The 19,705-nt window shown below is 43.2% G+C and carries 11 protein-coding genes, 2 tRNA genes, 3 rRNA genes and 1 pseudogene; 13 read left to right on the top strand and 4 right to left on the bottom strand.

Annotation, left to right across the window (positions count from 1 at the left end):
- Nucleotides 1-153 precede the first annotated feature (153 nt).
- The 12 genes from polX (at nt 154) to BIY37_RS02190 (ending at nt 12,727) form a co-directional block, all read left to right on the top strand.
- Nucleotides 154-1,908 (top strand): DNA polymerase/3'-5' exonuclease PolX, encoded by a 1,755-nt coding sequence (gene polX, locus BIY37_RS02245; protein WP_230402412.1) that lies wholly within the window; start codon nt 154-156, stop codon nt 1,906-1,908.
- 354 nt (nt 1,909-2,262) lie between these two features.
- A 16S ribosomal RNA gene (locus BIY37_RS02240) occupies nt 2,263-3,854 on the top strand.
- An 82-nt stretch (nt 3,855-3,936) separates the two neighbouring features.
- A tRNA-Ile gene (locus BIY37_RS02235) sits at nt 3,937-4,011 on the top strand.
- 27 nt (nt 4,012-4,038) lie between these two features.
- Nucleotides 4,039-4,114: transfer RNA gene (locus BIY37_RS02230), tRNA-Ala, on the top strand.
- Nucleotides 4,115-4,234: 120 nt separating this feature from the next.
- A 23S ribosomal RNA gene (locus tag BIY37_RS02225) occupies nt 4,235-7,234 on the top strand.
- Between the two features lie 67 nt (nt 7,235-7,301).
- Nucleotides 7,302-7,411: ribosomal RNA gene (gene rrf / locus BIY37_RS02220) — 5S ribosomal RNA — on the top strand.
- The 16S, 23S and 5S rRNA genes sit together here with 2 tRNA genes alongside, the layout of an rRNA operon.
- Nucleotides 7,412-7,502: 91 nt before the next feature.
- Nucleotides 7,503-7,934 (top strand): Fur family transcriptional regulator, encoded by a 432-nt coding sequence (locus BIY37_RS02215; protein WP_070066212.1) that lies wholly within the window; start codon nt 7,503-7,505, stop codon nt 7,932-7,934.
- A gap of 6 nt (nt 7,935-7,940) precedes the next feature.
- Nucleotides 7,941-8,213: a 50S ribosomal protein L28 gene (gene rpmB, locus BIY37_RS02210; protein ID WP_230402411.1), complete on the top strand. Its 273-nt coding sequence runs from the start codon at nt 7,941-7,943 to the stop codon at nt 8,211-8,213.
- A 25-nt stretch (nt 8,214-8,238) separates the two neighbouring features.
- Nucleotides 8,239-8,526: an Asp-tRNA(Asn)/Glu-tRNA(Gln) amidotransferase subunit GatC gene (gene gatC / locus BIY37_RS02205; RefSeq protein ID WP_070066211.1), complete on the top strand. Its 288-nt coding sequence runs from the start codon at nt 8,239-8,241 to the stop codon at nt 8,524-8,526.
- A gap of 26 nt (nt 8,527-8,552) precedes the next feature.
- A complete protein-coding gene (gene gatA / locus BIY37_RS02200; RefSeq protein ID WP_070066210.1) occupies nt 8,553-10,028 on the top strand; it encodes an Asp-tRNA(Asn)/Glu-tRNA(Gln) amidotransferase subunit GatA in 1,476 nt (491 codons plus the stop codon).
- 26 nt (nt 10,029-10,054) lie between these two features.
- Nucleotides 10,055-11,488, top strand: coding sequence for an Asp-tRNA(Asn)/Glu-tRNA(Gln) amidotransferase subunit GatB (gene gatB, locus BIY37_RS02195; RefSeq protein ID WP_070066209.1), 1,434 nt, complete (start codon nt 10,055-10,057; stop codon nt 11,486-11,488).
- Between the two features lie 135 nt (nt 11,489-11,623).
- The gene (locus BIY37_RS02190) at nt 11,624-12,727 is read left to right on the top strand and encodes a WD40 repeat domain-containing protein (protein ID WP_070066208.1); all 1,104 of its coding nucleotides are present in this window, start codon (nt 11,624-11,626) and stop codon (nt 12,725-12,727) included.
- A gap of 56 nt (nt 12,728-12,783) precedes the next feature.
- On the opposite strand, the gene BIY37_RS02185 is transcribed toward BIY37_RS02190, so the two are convergent.
- The 4 genes and pseudogenes from BIY37_RS02185 to BIY37_RS13770 form a co-directional block, all read right to left on the bottom strand.
- Entirely contained in the window at nt 12,784-13,020 is a 237-nt protein-coding gene (locus BIY37_RS02185) for a CDGSH iron-sulfur domain-containing protein (RefSeq protein WP_070066207.1), read from the bottom strand.
- A 179-nt stretch (nt 13,021-13,199) separates the two neighbouring features.
- The gene (locus tag BIY37_RS02180; protein ID WP_070066231.1) at nt 13,200-13,688 is read right to left on the bottom strand and encodes a macro domain-containing protein; all 489 of its coding nucleotides are present in this window, start codon (nt 13,686-13,688) and stop codon (nt 13,200-13,202) included.
- A gap of 124 nt (nt 13,689-13,812) precedes the next feature.
- Nucleotides 13,813-15,303 (bottom strand): helicase HerA-like domain-containing protein, encoded by a 1,491-nt coding sequence (locus BIY37_RS02175; protein ID WP_070066206.1) that lies wholly within the window; start codon nt 15,301-15,303, stop codon nt 13,813-13,815.
- Between the two features lie 708 nt (nt 15,304-16,011).
- Nucleotides 16,012-16,333 (bottom strand): annotated as a pseudogene (locus tag BIY37_RS13770) (IS1380-like element ISCku8 family transposase); the annotation flags it as partial.
- A 257-nt stretch (nt 16,334-16,590) separates the two neighbouring features.
- Here BIY37_RS13770 and BIY37_RS02165 point away from each other — a divergent pair.
- Nucleotides 16,591-19,704: a PAS domain S-box protein gene (locus tag BIY37_RS02165; protein ID WP_230402410.1), complete on the top strand. Its 3,114-nt coding sequence runs from the start codon at nt 16,591-16,593 to the stop codon at nt 19,702-19,704.
- The last annotated feature ends 1 nt before the right edge of the window (nt 19,705 follow it).

Below are 19,705 nucleotides of genomic sequence, written 5' to 3'. Positions count from 1 at the left end.
TGCACGGATATAATAATCTTTTAAAATTCCCATAGCATCCTTTTGTTTTCAGCAACTGAAGGAAAGCTGAATGTTAAATGGCTTATGAGGGTATTTTAAGAGAAATTCACTGAAATCTTAATATCCTGTTTTCTGAAATTTTAAAGACGAGGAGTGTTACTCCTGAAAAACCACGAAATTGCATCATTGTTTGAGCGAATTGCTGACATCATGGAACTCAAAGGTGAAAATACTTTCAGGATCAATTCATACCGAAAGGCTGCACGGGTAATAGGCGATTTAACGGAGGATATTGAGGAGATTGCCAAAACACAAAAATTGACGGACATTCCTGGTATAGGAAAAGGTACGGCAGAAAAAATCATTGAGTATATTAATACTGGGAAGATGTCTAAATACGAAGAGGTGAAAAAAGGGGTCTCTGAAGAAACCGTCGGCCTTATGCAAATACCGGGTTTAGGCCCAAAGACCGTGTCCCTGCTATCAAGAGAATTAGGCATAGTCGGGTTGCGTGACCTTGAAAACGCCTTGCAGGCGGGAAAATTAAAAGGATTATTTGGAATTGGTGAGAAGAAAATTGAAAATATAGCCAAAGGTATTGAATTGTTCAAGATAAGTCAGCAACGCATATCTATTGGATTGGCGTATCCTATCGTGAAAAGGATTATAGCAGAGTTGCAGCGTAATCCTCATATGAAAGATATCCAGGCTGCTGGCTCATTGCGGAGAATGAGAGAAACGGTTGGTGATATCGACATCCTCGTATCTGGTGCGAAAGGAGCAGAGATTGTGAAGGCTTTCGCTAATATGCGGGGGGTAACGCAGGTATTGGCAGCGGGAGATACCAGAGGAAGTGTTAGGGTTGAGGAGGGTGTGCAGGTAGACGTGAGAGTTGTTTGTGAAGACGACTTTGGTTCAGCGTTGCAGTATTTTACCGGTTCAAAGGAACACAATATTCATCTGCGTGAGATTGCTAAAAAGAAGGGATTTAAGATCAATGAATATGGCATTTTTAAGGGAGATAAGAAGGTCGGAGGACGGTTCGAACAAGAAATTTACAGGATACTAGGGATGGACTGGATACCACCCGAGTTGCGTGAGAATAGAGGGGAAATCGAGGCCGCCCAAAAGGGCACGTTGCCAAACCTCATTAAACTTTCAGATATTAAGGGAGATCTCCACAATCACTCTAACTGGAGCGATGGTACCCCTACCCTCGAAGAGATGGCCGTGCATGCCATGAAGATGGGTTATCAATGTCTGGCGGTTTCAGACCATTCAAGGTCACTTCATGTGGCAAATGGTTTGAAGGAAGAAGAACTGCTTGAAGAGATTGAGGAGATTGACAGGCTTAATAAGAAGTTTAATGGGTTTACGTTGCTCAAGGCAAGTGAGGTAGATATCAAAGCCGATGGAACATTGGATTACCCTGATAAACTGTTGGAAAAATTAGACGTTGTTGTTGCTTCTATTCATAGCGGTTTTAAACAAGGGAGAGAAAAGATTACTGAACGAATGGTTGCAGCTATTCATAATCATTATGTAAATATTATTGCCCATCCCACAGGTCGTTTGATCAGCAAACGCGAGGGATATGAAATAGATATGGATAAGGTAATTGGTGCTTGTTCAGAGACAGGAACAGCGCTCGAGATTAATTGTTATTATGACCGGCTTGATCTCAACGATATCAACTGTAGAAAGGCCAAGGAGTCGGGGGTCATGATTGCCATTAGTACGGATGCCCACCATGTGGACCAAATGTGGATGATGGAGCTAGGTGTGGGGATAGCTCGAAGAGGCTGGGTGGAAAAAAAGAATGTAATAAATACGCTTTTCATTGATAAATTGAAGGCTTTTTGTCTGAAAAAAAGAGGCAGAAATAAGAGGAGCGATCCGGAGATATGATTGCTGAAGAGATCCTTGTCAGGCGGCAGGATGAATAATAATCATCATATATCTAAACTAGGTATCTTTGTTTATTTTCAGAAGGTTCTTTATCAAAATATTTTATATTTGAAATTAAAGTTTTTAAAAGTATAATTATTTGCGTTAAGAAAAGTAATTTTAAATATTTTCTTTTTTTTCTTGATTTATTTATAAATCAAGTTATAATTACCTTTCTTAGTTGAGTAGTTGTTTTATTGCTCTTTTAAAAAATAGAAGTCAAATGCGTGCGAGTAGTGCTGCTGATGTAAAATCAGCTATTTGAGTTCATAAGAAGTTAAGATGTTCAAGTTCTACTTGAAACCTTTATAATATTTTATGAAGGGTATGATCTTGGCTCAGAACGAACGCTGGCGGCGTGGATTAGGCATGCAAGTCGAACGAGGGAGCGTCCCGAAAGGGATGCAAACCGAGTGGCGTAAGGGTGAGTAATGCATTGATAACCTACCTCCAAGATGGGAATAACAACGTTCCAAGCAATTGGGGCTACCGAAAGGGTTGCTAATACTCAATAAAATTATTGTTGCTTCGGCAATAATAGTCAAATAGGAGGAATCGAAAGGTTCCGCTTGCTTGAAGAGGGGTCAATGTCCTATCAGCTAGTTGGTGGGGTAATAGCCTACCAAGGCGAAGACGGGTAGCCGGCCTGAGAGGGTGGTCGGCCACACTGGGACTGAGATACTGCCCAGACTCCTACGGGAGGCTGCAGTCGAGAATCTTTCGCAATGCCCGAAAGGGTGACGAAGCGACGCCGCGTGTGGGAAGAAGGCCTTCGGGTTGTAAACCACTGTCGGGAGTTAGGAAATGCAGGTGCGTTAATAGCGCACTTGCTTGACTAAGGCTCCAGAGGAAGCCACGGCTAACTCTGTGCCAGCAGCCGCGGTAATACAGAGGCGGCAAGCGTTGTTCGGAATTATTGGGCGTAAAGAGCACGTAGGCGGCTGTGTAAGTCGGTTGTGAAAGCCTTCCGCTCAACGGAAGAACGGCATCCGATACTGCATGGCTTGAGTGTGGGAGGGGAGAGTGGAACTTCTGGTGGAGCGGTGAAATGCGTAGATATCAGAAGGAACACCGGCGGCGAAGGCGACTCTCTGGTCCATAACTGACGCTGAGTGTGCGAAAGCTAGGGGAGCAAACGGGATTAGATACCCCGGTAGTCCTAGCCGTAAACGATGGGCACTAAGTAGAGGGGTTTTGATTATCTCTCTGCCGGAGCTAACGCATTAAGTGCCCCGCCTGGGGAGTACGGCCGCAAGGCTAAAACTCAAAAGAATTGACGGGGGCTCGCACAAGCGGTGGAGCATGTGGCTTAATTCGATGCAACGCGAAGAACCTTACCGGGGTTTGACATGGTAGAAGTAGAAGCCTGAAAAGGTGACGAACGGTATCCAGTCCGTAACTATCACAGGTGTTGCATGGCTGTCGTCAGCTCGTGTCGTGAGACGTTGGGTTAAGTCCCCTAACGAGCGAAACCCTTGTCTTTAGTTGCCAACAGATAATGCTGGGCACTCTAAAGAAACTGCCGTCGTCAAGACGGAGGAAGGTGGGGATGACGTCAAGTCATCATGGCCCTTATATCCCGGGCTGCACACGTGCTACAATGGTCGGTACAAAGGGATGCTAAGCCGTAAGGTGGAGCGAAACCCAGAAAGCCGATCCCAGTTCAGATTGGAGGCTGAAACCCGCCTCCATGAAGTAGGAATCGCTAGTAATCGCGGATCAGCTACGCCGCGGTGAATATGTTCCCGAGCCTTGTACACACCGCCCGTCAAGCCACCCAAGCAAGATGCACCCAAAATCACCGGCCTAACCTGAAAAGGAAGGAAGTGCCTAAGGTGTGTTTTGTGAGGAGGACTAAGTCGTAACAAGGTAGTCGTAGGAGAACCTGCGGCTGGATCACCTCCTTTCTAAGGAGTAATCATATGCCTGCTTCGCACGCAGGACTTCTAATTTTAGGGATCGTGGGCCCAGAGGGATTGAGATAATCTTGGGCCTATAGCTCAGTTGGTTTAGAGCATTCCCCTGATAAGGGAAAGGTCAGTGGTTCGAGTCCACTTAGGCCCACTATCTTGTAGCAAAAGATTAGAAAGAGGGGATGTAGCTCAATTGGGAGAGCGCTGCCCTTGCAAGGCAGAGGTTAGCGGTTCGACCCCGCTCATCTCCACCACTTTAAATTGTTGTAAAAAATTTAAGGTGTAAAATTTTGTTGTTTTGTTCTTTGAAAAGTGAATACTTAACGGGTAGCAATTAGATCCTCAATTGTGTGTGATTAGAAGATTACATAAATTGTCAAGCTATGAAGGGTACATGGTGGATGTCTAGGCGCTGAGAGATGATGAAGGACGTGGAAGACTGCGATAAGCTTCGGGGAGTTGTCAAACAAACTGTGATCCGGAGATTTCCGAATGGGGAAACCTACCATAGGTTTATGCTGTGGTATCGGTATCTGAATATATAGGATATCGAAGATAACGGAGAGAAGTGAAACATCTCAGTAACTCCAGGAAAAAAAAGAAATGATCGATTTCCTTAGTAGCGGCGAGCGAAAGGGAAAAAGCCCAAACCGATTGTGTGTCAAACCCTTGTGTGTTGCATAATCGGGGTCGTGGGAATTACATTAGACAGTACAAGGACTGTCTGGAAAGTTACAAACGTAGTTTTTAACCGAATAGTGCAGGAAAGCCTAACCATAGAAGGTGATAGTCCTTTAGGTGAAAAAAATTACGCTTTCTTTGTAATTTCCCAAGTAACACCCGTCTCGTGAAAGCGGATGTGAATTAGGGGAGTCCACTCTCTAAGGCTAAATACTACTCAGCGACCGATAGCGCACAAGTAGCGCGAGCGAAAGATGAAAAGCACCCCTGTTAGGGGAATGAAAAAGAACCTGAAATCGTGTACTTACAAGCGGTGGGAGCATTATGATTTTATTATAAAATTATGTGTGACCGCGTGCCTTTTGCATAATGAACCGGCGACTTACTGTGCATTGCGGGTTAAGTCTATTGTTAGATGGAGCCAAAGCGAAAGCGAGTGTGAAATGCGCAAATATGTAGTGCATAGTAGACCCGAAACCAGGTGATCTACCCTTGGTCAGGATGAAACGAATGTAAAAGTTCGTGGAGGTCCGAACTCATTTACGTTGAAAAGTGATGGGATGAACTGAGGGGAGGAGTAAAAGTCTAATCAAACTTGGTGATAGCTGGTTCTCCCCGAAATAGCTTTAGGGCTAGCCTTGTGTAACTATACAATAGGGGTAGAGATACTGAATGAGTATTGGGGTCCACCAGACTACCAAATTCAATCAAACTCCGAATACTATTGTCTGTACCACAAGAGTCAGACGGTGGGGGATAAACTTCATTGTCGAGAGGGAAACAACCCAGACCGACAGCTAAGGTCCCTAAAATAGACTAAGTGATAAAGGAAGTGAGAGTGCTATGACAGTTAGGATGTTGGCTTAGAAGCAGCAATCATTTAAAAAGTGCGTAATAGCTTACTAATCGAGCATTCTTGCGCCGAAAATATTACGGGACTCAAGTCTATTACCGAAGCTTCGGATTTTTGCATCTATGCGTAGTTGCGAAAGTGGTAGGGGAGCGTTCTATATCAGGCTGAAGAGGGACTGAAAAGACCCTTGGACGAAATAGAAGTGATAATGCCGGTATAAGTAGCGATAATATAAGTGAGAATCTTATTCGCCGCAAGCCTAAGGTTTCCTGGGGAAGGTAAATCCGCCCAGGGTTAGCCGGAGCCTAAGTCGAGGCTGAAAGGCGTAGATGATGGACAACAGGTTAATAATCCTGTGCCACCGTAATAGCGTTGAGCATGGGGGGACAAAGATGTAAAGGTTAGCAAATCTATTAGACACGGTTTGTTCAAGCCAAAGGTGTGCCTTAGGAAAATCCGAGGCGAAAAGCACCAAAGGTGAGTACGTTGGCGTAAGCCTAAAAGTAACCGGAGCATCTTTCAAGAAAAGCCTCGTTTGCGAGCTATTATGGTGTCCGTACTAAAACTGACACAGGTAGGCGAGGAGAGGATCCTAAGGCGCTCGAGAGAACCCTCGTTAAGGAACTCGGCAAAATTACTCCGTAACTTCGGGAGAAGGAGTGCCCCGAGATTTCGGGGCCGCAGTGAAAAGACCCGGGCGACTGTTTACTAAAAACACAAGTCTCTGCTAAGATTTAAAATCAACGTATAGAGACTGACGCGTGCTCGATGCCAGAACGTTAAGGGGATGGGTTAATATTCGAAAGAATGTGAAGCTCAGAACCGAAGCGCTGGTGAATGGCGGCTCTAACTATGAGAGTCCTAAGGTAGCGAAGTTCCTTGTCAGATAATTACTGACGTGCATGAATCGCGTAACGACTTGGGTACTGTCTCAACGAGGGACTCGGCGAAATTGTAGTCGTGGTGAAGATGCCACGTACCCGCGGCAAGACGGAAAGACCCCGTGAACCTTTACTGTAGCCTATTATTGGGTTTTGGCACAATATGCGTAGGATAGGTGGGAGACTATGAGGTCTTGGTTCTGGCCAAGACAGAGTCGACGTTGAAATACCACTCTTATTATGTTAAAATTCTAACTAAATTCCGTGAATCCGGGTTTGGGACAGTTATAGGTGGGCAGTTTGACTGGGGCGGTCTCCTCCCAAAGAGTAACGGAGGAGTCCAAAGGCTTCCTCAGTGCGTTTGGCAACCGCACGAAGAGTGTAAGGGCAGAAGGAAGCTTAACTGTGAGACTTATAAGTCAAGCAGGTGTGAAAGCAGGGCCTAGTGATCCGGTGGTTGTGTGTGGAAACGCCATCGCTCAACAGATAAAAGGTACTCCGGGGATAACAGGCTTATCGCCCCCGAGCGTCCATAGCGGCGGGGCGGTTTGGCACCTCGATGTCGGCTCATCGCATCCTGGGGCTGGAGAAGGTCCCAAGGGTTCTGGAGTTCACAGATTAAAGCGGTACGCGAGCTGGGTTTAGACCGTCGTGAGACAGGTCGGTCCCTATCTGTCGTGGGTGTGCGATATTTGAAGAGATCTGTCCTTAGTACGAGAGGACCGGGATGGACGTACCTCTGGTGCACCAGTTGTCGTGCTAACGGCATAGCTGGGTAGCTACGTACGGAAAGGATAAATGCTGAAAGCATATAAGCATGAAGCCTACTCTAAAACTATATATCGTTTTCCGTTTTCGGAAGAGAGACACCTTGAAGACTACAAGGTTGATAGGCCAGAGGTGTAAGTGCAGTAATGTATTAAGCTGACTGGTACTAATAAGTCGAAAAGCTTGACTTTTTTAGATTAATCATGCACAATTCTTGGTATCAATTGTTACCGTTAAGTCATTCATCAAATTATTTATTCCGGTGGGCATAGTAAGAAGGAAACACCCGTTCCCATTCCGAACACGGTAGTTAAGCTTTTTACGCTGATGGTACTGACGAAAGCTGGGAGAGTAGGTTACCGCCGGGAATATTAAAAAAAACCCGTCCCGATTTATCGGGATGGGTTTTTTATTTAGTAGGGAATATATTATCGGAAAGGATAACATTTAAAAAGAGCTATGCTTTCGAAAGAGGATATATTCAGAGAGTACCTTGAATCGAAAAAATTAAAATTTACCATAGAAAGGCAAAAAATACTTGACCGTGTCTTTGCAAACCACAAGCATTTTGAAGCAGATGAGTTGCTAGTTGACCTCAGACAAAACAAGCTGAAAATTTCAAAGGCTACTATTTACCGTACCTTGTCTTTACTCGTAAAAAGTGGTTTATTGAGGGAGGTAATTTTTGGTGAAAGGCACGCACACTATGAGCAAGTATACGGGTACGAACACCATGATCATCTTGTCTGTAATACCTGTGGAAAAATAATCGAGTTTGTAGAAAACAGGATTGAAAAATTGCAGGATGAAGTCTGCAAAAAGAATAACTTTGAACCAGAATCTCATCGTTTGCAGATTCAGGGATTTTGCGAAGATTGCAGAAAAAAATGACATGAATTGAAAACAATAGTAAAAATAAAAAAATATGGGAGTATCGTTATGTCTCAAGTATGCGTAATGTGTGGAAAAAAAACTCAGGTAGGAAACCAGATAGAACGCAGAGGTTTAGCTAAATGGAAGGGTGGTGTTGGAAGAAAAATTACCGGAAAGACAAAAAGAAAGTTTAAAATAAATCTGCAAAGAGTTAGAGCGAACATCAAAGGTACAGTAAAAAAGATTAAAGTTTGTACGCGATGTATTAGTGCCGGTAAGATAATAAAGGCTTTGTAATAAATTAATTGTTTGTTACGCGCGTATGAAAATAAAAAAAAAGGACATTGAGTATGTAGCCAATCTTTCCAGAATTGAACTTTCTGAAATAGAAAAAGAAACGTTTGTTCATCAGCTTAACGATATATTATCCTATATCGAAAAACTTAACAGATTAAATACTGAAACTGTTAAACCAATGTCCTGTGCTATAGACGTAACAAATATATTTAGAGAGGATATAGTAGAACCCTCGATTTCTCTGGAAGATACTCAGTTAAATGCTCCTGCCATAAAAGGTGTTTTTTTTAAAGTGCCAAAGGTAATTGAATAAAAATATTTGATTTAAGAGAAGTGTCTTTGAGACTTTCTGAATATACTGCACTCCAAATAAAAAAGAAAATCATATCCAGAGAAATACGTCCGATAGATTTAGTCGAGCATTTCATTAAACGGATTAAAGATATTGATCATGATATTCAGGCATATCTCACCATAAATGAAGAAGAAACGATAAAAAAGGCTGCGCAAATACAGAAAAAGATAGAGAACGGCGAAAATGTTGGTATTCTCGCAGGTATCCCTATAGGCATAAAAGATAATATTTGCACAAAGGGTTTGCATACCACGTGTGCCTCAAAAATCCTCGAAAATTTCATCCCGCCTTATGACGCATTTGTTGTTAAACGTCTGAAAGAAGAAGACGCTATAATACTGGGAAAGACAAATTTAGACGAATTTGCAATGGGGTCATCAACAGAAAACTCCAGTTTTAAAATAACTCGAAATCCATGGAATTCTGATTATGTCCCGGGTGGTTCGAGTGGTGGTTCTGCTGCTGCAATAGCTGCCGACCTGTCTATCTTGGCTTTGGGATCAGATACCGGTGGTTCTGTCAGACAGCCAGCAGCTTTCTGCGGTGTTGTTGGAGTAAAACCGACCTATGGCAGAGTTTCTCGGTTTGGTCTCATTGCCTTTGGTTCTTCACTGGATCAAATTGGTACTCTAACGCGAGATGTGAAAGATGCCGCTATTTTACTTCAAGTAATTGCCGGTCATGATTTACGTGATTCAACTTCCATGCAGGTGCCGGTTCCAGATTATTTAAATGAAATTGATTCTGGCGTTCATGGTTTACGAATTGGTATTCCAAAGGAATATTTTGATGCTGGTTTAAACGAGGATGTCCATAACGCATTAAAGAATGCTTTGAGAATGTATGAGCAGTTTGGTGCAAAGGTTGTGGAGATATCTTTGCCGCATACCGAGTTTGCCGTTGCAGTCTATTATATTGTGGCAAATGCAGAAGCAAGTTCAAATTTAGCAAGGTATGATGGTGTTAGGTATGGGTATCGAACATCAAAGCCAAACGGGATTATTGATATGTACTGTCATACCCGCTCTGAAGGATTTGGCAACGAAGTGAAACGTCGTATTATGTTAGGAAACTATGCATTAAGTTCCGGGTACTATGATGCTTACTACCTGAAGGCATCAAAAGTCAGAAATTTAATAAAGAATGATTTCGACGTTGCTTTTCAAAACGTTGATTGTATTATTTGTCCAACATCACCAGTCCCGGGTTTCAAAATAGGGGAGAGAGCAAAAAATCCCTTAGAAATGTATCTTTCTGATATTTATACCATCCCTGCAAATCTAACGGGGATCCCTGGTATTTCTGTTCCCTGTGGATTTTCAAAAGAAGGGTTGCCCATTGGTATGCAGATTCTTGGAAAACATTTTGAAGAGAAAAAATTATTACAAATCGCATATGCCTTTGAGCGAGAAACAGATTTTCACATGAAGAAACCTGTATTGAAATGGTCTACAGATTAAAATGAATAATTAAAAGGCTTTTCCGCATGGAATATGAAGTTGTTGTTGGTTTGGAAACTCATGCTGAGTTAGCTACAGTAACAAAATTGTTTTGTGGATGTAGCACGAAATTTGGTATTGAGCCAAACACACAAGTGTGTCCGGTATGTCTCGGTATGCCAGGAGTTTTGCCGGTAATGAATAAAAAGGCCTTTGATTATGCTTTGAAGGCTGCTATTGCTCTCAATTGTAAGATTGATGAGTTTACAAATTTCGACCGGAAAAGTTATTATTATCCCGACTTACCAAAAAATTACCAAATATCACAAAACTATTATAACTTAGGTGCCGACGGGTATATGGATATTCATGTAAATGGCCTCGTAAGCAGGATCCGCATTCATAACGTTCATTTAGAGGAGGAGGCAGGCAAGCTTATTCATCCTGAAGAAGTTGGTGCAGATTACAGTCTTGTCGATTTCAACAGGGCTGGTGTTCCCTTGCTTGAGATTGTGTCTTACCCGGATATGAGGAACGTGGATGAGGTGGAAAGTTACATGCAAACCTTGAAAAAAATACTTTTATATACGGAAGTGTCTGATTGCAAAATGCAAGAGGGGTCCCTGCGTTTTGAAGCAAGTATTTCGCTCAGAAAGAAAGGTTCTGAAAAATTGGGTAACAGAGTAGAAATAAAAAACCTTAACTCTATGAAGTCGGTTCTCAGAGCTCTTGAATATGAGACAAAGAGGCAGACTGATTCGTTAGGCCGAGGGGAAACGATTGATAGGGAAACGAGGTTATGGGATGAGGTGAACGAAAAAAGTGCCCGTATGCGTTCCAAAGAAGAGGCTCAGGACTATCGGTATTTTCCAGAACCCGATCTGTTGCCAGTGTTGGTTGATAGAAAATGGATTGCTGAAATAAAAGAAACCATACCGGAACTTCCTCTGGCCAAAAAACAGCGATTTATGGAAGTATTTAAATTGTCTGATTATGACACAAGTCTGCTCGTCGAAGAAAAAGTCCTTGCAGATCTCTTTGAAGACTGTATAAAAATTTTAGATCGCCCAAAGGTCTTTTGTAACTGGATTGCGAATGATTTACTCAGGGAGGTAAATGAAAAAAAACTGGACATTCATCAGTTGCCGGTCAGGCCAAAACAGTTGGCGGCTTTAGTTGAAATGATTGAAAAAGGCACGATAAGTTCTACCATTGCAAAAGAAGTATTTTCTGAAATGATCCTAACCGGCAATGACCCTCAGGTGATCGTGGAAGAAAAGAAATTGACGCAAATTAACGATGAAGGATTCATTGGAGCAGTAATAGCTAAAATTATATCAAGCAATCCATCTGCAATAGAAGATTATAAAAAAGGAAAAAAGAATGCACTTGTCTTTTTGGTGGGACAGGTTATGAAGGAAACCAAAGGCAAGGCAAATCCCAAAATGGTCAACGAGCTTTTGCAGAAAAAAATAGACTAAGTCTTCATTGTTTTATAGTGTCATCGTCAGCGATCCATTATCGTATGATAACACCAGATACCATAAGATTCCTGTTTCACATGACGAAAGGGTTCTGTTTTTATTCATGCAGGTGAAAGAATAGCGTGCGAGAAGATGATTCATAAAAAAATGATTGATTATTATGCGCGTGTAGTGTGTGTATTTTTTGTGGTTGTTGGAGTTATCCCAACCAGCCTTTGCATAGTCCTCAGCAGTTGTCATGCCTCAAACGAAGACATGGTAATTTTACAAAATGTAGTTACTCGATCCAAAAAAAATTTCGATGATAAATCGTGGACATACCACGAAAAGGCTGTCAATGGTGTTGCTTTTAGTCCAAATTCCGGAATATTGGCCTCGGCTACGGATAGAGGTATTATATTATGGGATCTAACGAGTATGAAAATGCTTGGTGAACCTCTTTTTGGTCATGATGGGGTAGTGTGGAGTGTTGCTTTTAGTCCTGATGGGAAAATGCTGGTGTCTGGAGGTGCAGATGGTGCTGTTATCCTGTGGGAATTGATGAATATGAAGTCTAGAGATATAGCCATATCCGGACACGAGGGATGGGTGGAATGTGTTTCGTTCAGTCCGGACGGCAAAACATTGGCCTCGTGCGGTGCAGATGGACGCATCGTTTTGTGGGATGTTGCAGACATGAAACCCCATAATGAACCTTGGATTGGGCATGATGAACCGGTAGAGGGCATAGCCTTCAGTCCGAATGGTAAGGTATTAGCATCGTGTGGGGTAGATGGCAATATAATTCTATGGGACATCGGGCTTATGAAGCCAATCGGTGATCCGCTGAAAGGTCATAACATGTGGGTGGAGAGTGTCGCATTTAACCCCGATGGCAAGTTGCTAGCTTCAGGCAGTGATGACGGAACGGTTGTCTTGTGGGATGTTACAGGAAGGAAGCCGGTTGATAAGCCCTTAACGGGCCATAAAGGCGCAGTTGAGATGGTCGCATTTAGCCCGGATGGTACCATGTTGGCCTCTTGCAGTGCAGATAAGACAATTATTTTGTGGAACGTACAAGACAGAAGACCTGTTGGCGAAGCTTTGGCTGGTCATACGGAATCCGTGGGATGCATTGCATTCAGTCCGGACGGTAAACTGTTAGCCTCGGGTTGTGAGGATGGTACTATTATTTTATGGGATGTTTCATGCCGGAAACCAATCACGCCACCACTGGAATTGAACGAATGGGATTGATGGAAAATAGCAGGAGAAAAGATAAATTTCATTAACTTGTCGTGAAGATTATCACTTCATGCCCCTTCTTCTTTAATGCGGCGACATACGCCATCGCAAAATGGCGGGTTTCTTGTTAAATAGCAATTACAGAGTACATATTTCCTTTTCAGTATAATTTTAAACATATGGGGCACTTTGGCCGTTCCTTTATGTGAACCATCACAAAAAGGTTCATTTTTCGTATTTCCACACGTGCACCAATGATAAGTGCCTGGTTCCAGCTCAAGAGTAAGAGGCATCTGTTTTTTCATACGTAATTTCTCCTTCGTGTAAGGAAAAAGTAGGCCCAATCTGTCAAGTAAAATCGTTAGTCTGCTGCATAATGCAGTTACTACAACGGATTCAAAGGTACAAACTGAGGATATAGGTTATAAGCGGTTAGAAAGAAGTACATATTTTAAATTTTTCTGACCCGACAGTCCTACCACCTCTAAATCTTTTCATCTGCTTTCATTCCTTTGTGGAATGTCGTATAAACAAAAATGGGAATAGTTAATTCTCCTAAGTGTTTTGTGACGAGTGGAAAAACAGACTCCCAATTCAACCCCCCGACACCTGAGGCAAGTCTTGGGAGCGCCAGGCTTGTAAATTTTTCTGATTCGACTGCTTTATGCAAGGCTCGTAAGGTATGATTGACATATTCTACCCGGGCGCGTCCCGGTTTTGCACCGTGGCCATATGCAGCTTCCTGAGTGAATAGATTAACAATCCGTCTTCCTTCTGGTTCAGCCCAAATCCAGATTTCACCTACTTTTGGATGCATTGTATGACAATAGTGGCGGAATTCCTTATACATTGCTGGCCAGTGTTCGCGGAGGCTAAGAGCTAAAACGGAGGTAAAATCATCATTTGGTGCAACGCCGTGGGCAATAGCCTGTGCCTTTGTTAAGAGAATATCTCCAGCTACTTCGTAAATCATATGGTATTCCTTATTTGTTATTGGTATGGAAAGTAAAGTAAAGTAAAAAAGATGATAGTAATCCTCATCCCGTTTCATCCATTCTTCGTCATTCTTTCAATTAGGGTGATGCAGAGCCAGAGCGTTAACGGCGACGCGATCCTCCTAATATACCGCCCAGCACACCGCGTAATATTTGTCTGCCGATTTGGTTACCTATAGTACGTGCAGCCTGCTTTGCTATCATTTCCACCATTCCCTGCCGATGCCTGGTACCCCACAGCAGATCGCCAGCCAGTCCCCCGTGTTCTGACGGTTTCTCTGTCCCAGCCTGATTCGACCCAGGTCTGGTTGCTTCCCTCTCAGCGGTTCTCTGGTTCAGGATCTCGTAAGCCGACTCGCGATTTACTGGTGAATCGTATTTACCGCCTATAGGACTGCGCGACCGCACCATGGAACGTTCTTCGGACGTCACTGCTCCCATCCGGCAGCGTGGTGGACAGATTATTGTTCGTTCCACCGGCATTGGGATGCCTTTTTCCTGGAGCATAGAAACCAGGGCCTCGCCAACTCCGAGTTGGGATATGACCTTGGCGACATCAAGCTTCGGATTTGCAGCGAAGGTTTCCGCTGCAGTGTTTACTGCCTTTTGGTCGCGCGGCGTATAAGCACGCAGTGCATGCTGGATGCGGTTCCCGAGCTGACCTAGTATCTCGTTCGGTATGTCGTCGGGAAATTGCGAGCAGAAGTACACCCCAACACCTTTGGAGCGGATGATTCGCACGACCTGCTCAATCCGCTGGCGCAATATCTGGGGGGCATCATTAAATAGCAGGTGGGTTTCATCGAAGAAGAACACTAGTTTGGGTTTGTCGAGATCCCCCACCTCGGGCAGGTTTTCAAACAGCTCTGACAGCAGCCATAGGAGAAAGCTCGAGTATAATCGTGGCTTCAAGATGAGTTGGTCTGCGGCAAGGATATTGATGATACCGCGGCCGCTGAGGTCGGTACGCAGCAGATCGTTCAACTCCAGTGCTGGCTCCCCGAATATGGACTTTCCGCCTTCCCGCTCAAGCGATAACAGTGCACGTCGGATAGCGGCCACGGACTGTGTGCTTACCAGGCCATACTGCTTCGAAATCTCCTTATAATTGTCCGTGACAAACCCGAGCAGTGCACGCAGATCGTCGAGGTCAAGCAATAGTAGTCCCTCGTCGTCCGCTAGCTTGAAAACAATCTCAAGCGTCCCAACCTGGGTATCGTTAATTTCGAGTATCCGTCCAAGCAGGTTTGGTCCGATTTCACTGATTGTGGTACGTACCGGATGACCAGCCTTGCCGTACAAGTCCCAGAACAACACCGGGTTTGCCTCGTGAGCATAACCCTCAATGCCGATTTGAGCAACGCGCTGACGGATCTTCTCGTTGGTGATGCCAGCCAGCGCCAGGCCGGCGACATCGCCTTTTATGTCAGCCATGAATACCGGTACACCCAGACGTGAGAATCCCTCTGCCAGTACCATAAGGGAAATAGTTTTACCCGTCCCAGTGGCTCCCGCGATCAGACCATGGCGGTTGCCGTACTGAGCTGGTAAGTAAACAGGCTGCTCACCCTTCCCAATAAGTATCTGATTCACGCGCCCCCTCTTCTTAGGCAACGAGAACAAAACAAAAAGTCGGTTTGGAAAAAATGAATTAAATCGTTCTTATCCATATCCATACCGCAATGAAAATACAAAGTTCAAATCTACTTCGAGTTCTCTTGATATGCGCTGAAGATATTCACTTCGCGAAGTCACCACAAAAAATTCTTCCCCTTGATAAGCTCGTATCGCGTATCTTCTGATGTATGGAAATAATCCTGATAGGTAAATTTTATCTGTACATGTGTTTTAGTCATGGGAGTGCTGTAAAGTCGGTTTACTATAAACGATTATCAAATCAGCCGTATTACAACGTATAAAATAAGCTTTTTGCTGAAACTAACAGAAATGAGAAATAAAGTCAATGTGAATTATTATGAAGAAACAAATGCAAATCTTCGGAAATTTTTGAGTTAAGAAAGCAAGAAATATTTTATTCCTGTGGATTTTAGGGCGGCTATTTTGTTTTGGAAGATAACTTGATTGTATAGGAAATTTTATTTTATTTAAGCGGGTTGCAAGGTGGTGCTGACAAACTTTGTTTGTCAGTGTGATGTATTCTAAATCCGTGTGTATATTCAAACAACATGGACAAACAAGTGTGTCCATACCGCCTTGTAACCGAAGACATAACTTGAATGTTTGATGCTATGAATAACAAGACAGGGCATAATATCTGATAAATTAGACAATTTATTTAATTAATTTTAGTGTCTTGCCGGCTACCATGAAAACGCCTCTCCCATGATTCAGTATCTCATCCGCCCATACTTTTACTACCTGTTCCATCGATGTCGCTCCCGCTATCAATTTCACGACAACCGTGTGTACACATCACACATCCTATATCGTGCATTTGCGCCTCGCTCCTTATGTACTGCCTTCTGGACTCTCTGTCTGAACAATAACTTCTTCATGGAGGTCAGACTGGCAACAGCCACGCGTGTACCGTTAAACCCTTCCCCCTCATCTCCGCCTTGATTTTCGATTGTTTTCTTTCCTCGTTTTGTGCTATATTTTTTATAAAAACGGTGAGTTGTCTTTTGGTGTCTTCCAAAAAGAATTATGTTATTTACAGCAAAAATTATAAATAAAGTAAACCCTGGTGTGGTTAGCTCATAAATTTCGTGCTTCGGACTTGATCTTTTCCGATTTGTTCGAGCTTGGTAATAAAGAAAGAGATGGAACGTTAAAATCATGTTTCTTTTCCGATCGATTAAAAACAGATTAATACTGATACTCTTACTCTGCTCATTTACGCCCTTGTTACTACTGCGTTTTGTGGCGTTTCCTAAGGCACAAAAGGATTTGGAAGAGGCTTTAATCAGAAACCTGGAGGGGGTCAAGCAAAAACAGGTCGAGATTGTAAAGATGTGGTTTAGTGAAAGGAAACGTGACGCAAAGGTTGTCAGTAAAAATGTGTCTACTGTAATGGAACGGAACACGGATGATAAATCCAGAGGTTTCCCAAAGCTAAACGATTATCTCGAGATGGTTAAGTCAGAATATGGATACAAAGCAATACGTATTACTTCGACTGATGGAACGGTGCTTGTAGCAACAGAACCGGGACGCATTGGTTCCAATATTATGAATGAAGATTATTGTAGGGAGGCATTAAATGGAAATGTTTTCCTATCAAAAGTTCAATATCCTGCGCCGGAAGAAAAAAAAGACGAGCAAGCCGATAACAATGTTCCGGCGATATTCCTCTCTGCCCCATTGATTGATTCTAACAATCGTATGACCGGAGCCGTTGTTCTCACCGCAGACACATTGCCTCTTACTGAGATCACAAAAAGCGCAAAATTAGGGAAAACAGGGGAGACTTTTCTTATCAACCGTGAAGGTTTTATGCTTACCGAATCTCCATTTGCCGATGAAATGAGAATGGCTGGTTTGATTCAGCAAAGGACAGCGTTAGAGTTAAGGGTAATAAACCCGCTTACGGGAAAACTTACGTACGGAGCACAAAAATGTCTGAGTAGTAATAGTGGCTATGATGCAGATGGTTATGAAAATTATGATGGCAGGAGGGTGCTGGGTGCTTGGTGTTGGATTCCTGAGCACGACTGCGGTTTACTTGCACAGATTGATATTCGAGAGGGGTATGGGGCGGCGCTTAGCTTGAAGAAGTTTGTTCTTTCAATGCTCCTGATATTGGCTTTTCCGATGACCCTGGCTGCATTTTATTTTGGAAAACGGATTTCCGCCCCTATTTTTAATATAACCGAGGTGACGAAAAAAATTACCAGTGGCGACCTGGGACAGCGGGCAAAAGACCATGGCAAGAAGGACGAAATTAGCGAGCTGGCACAGGCATTCAACGTTATGGCAGAATCTCTGGAAGAAAAAACAATCAAATTAAGACACTACACCACGGACCTCGAGAATACAGTAAAAGAAAGGACCCTTGAACTACAGGAAACATCGAATTTTTTAAATAGTATTTTAGCAGGTTCTACAGAATATTCGATTATCGCGGAAGATTTGAACGGCAATATCCTCGCATTTAATAAAGGGGCAAGCCTGATCTATGGTTACAAACCAGAAGAAATGATAGGTGTGGCGAATATGAGGATTCTTCACACCGAGGAAGATTTAAAAGCGGGGAAGGTCGATCATATGTTAGAGATAGCACGCAAGACGGGTCGGTATGAGGGAGAAGTTTTGAGAAAGAGAAAAAATGGAGAAGTCTTTTCCGTTCATGTTACATTCACCTTGAGGCGTGATGAAAAAGGGCAACCTATCGGATTTGTGGTTATATCCAAAGATATTACCGAAGAGAAGATCGTGGCGCTCGAAAAGGAAATTGTTAATAACGTCAACAAGATTATTGCATCAGGTTTGGAGATTAAAGAAGCTTACAAAAATATTTATCGTGAATTAAGGCGGAGAATTGATTTTGTCTGGTTGGGGGTGGCGAGTCTTATCGACGGGACAAAAATTGTTGAGGATTCTCATGTTGTTGATGGGATAGTATTGTCCACGGATTGGTTGCATTGCTACCGGGCTCTTTCTCATGCAACGGCGCAGGATATCTCGATCAAAAAGGGCATTCCCGTTTTTGTTAAGGATACCGGTGAGGGTGCGTATCAGTTTGACCGGGAGTTATTTGTAAAAGGGATACATTCTTATGTTTGTTTTCCGTTAAAATCGAAGGGAATAACCACGGGAACTGTTACCCTGGGGAGTAAACAGAAGGATGCTTTTACCGAAGCGCATTTTGAATTATTAAGTCAAATTACGCCGCAATTGGCCATTGCCATAGAAAATGCGAGGCTTTTTCTCTCCACGAGGGAGTCGGAAAAAAAATACCGGGATCTTGTGGAAAATGCGCCGGAAATGATTCATGAGGTTAGCCTGAAAGGAAATTTTATTCATGTCAACAAAACAGAATTAAACAAACTAGGGTATTCTCTCCAAGAAATGAGGCAGATGACCCTGGAAGACATTGTTCCAAATGAATATCGCGGGGAAATAAAGAGGTTTATTGAACGGATTAAGGAGGCCGGAAGTAGTGAATTGGAAACGATGTTTCTGACAAAATCAGGGAAGGAAATTAACGTCGAAATGAACGGGACAGGTATTTATAACACTAAAACAGGGGAATGTATTTGTGTGAGGGCATTTGTGAGGGATGTTACGGAAAGGAAAAGAATGGAGGAACAAGTCCGTCGATCAGAAAAATTAGCTTCGATGGGCGAACTCGCCGCAGCGATTGCGCATGAGATCCGGAATCCACTCGGAGCGATATGTAATTCTGTGGGTATTTTAGATGCCCATTTAAAATTGACGGGACAGGACAAAGATTTACTGGAAATGATTGTCGGTCAATCCGAAAGATTAGACCGAATAATCAGTGATTTCCTGGATTTTGCCTATCCCAGTGAGCCCTCCTTTTCCTTGCAGGATGTACGGGACGTGATTAAAAATACCCTTTTCCTTTTAGCGCAGGATAGCCGGTTTACCGATCAGGTTGAAATAAAAGAGGTGTACGAGAGCGTATTGCCGAAGGTTTATATTGATCCAGACCTCATTCACCAGGTATTATGGAATTTATTGATAAATGCTCTTGAAGCAATGCCGGAAGGCGGGCAAATTAAGGTGATGGCCAGAAAAGCGAATGTTTTTTTACGGGATGCGGTGGAGGTTGTGATATCAGATACCGGGAAGGGTATACCGTCTCATGAGCTGGACAAGATATTTGAACCTTTTTACACGACGAAATCCGAAGGAACCGGCTTGGGACTCGCAGTGGTTCAACGTATCATTGATGATCATGGTGGTACCATTGATGCGAAGAGCAAGGAGGGTAAGGGGACGATTTTCTATATTAAGTTGCCTGTCGGAAATGAAAAATGGGCAGTCCAGGATAAACTTTTAGTAGGATAAT

This window comes from Candidatus Brocadia sapporoensis (genome assembly GCF_001753675.2).
Lineage (GTDB): Bacteria > Planctomycetota > Brocadiia > Brocadiales > Brocadiaceae > Brocadia > Brocadia sapporoensis.
This window is presented reverse-complemented; position numbering and strand designations above follow the sequence as displayed.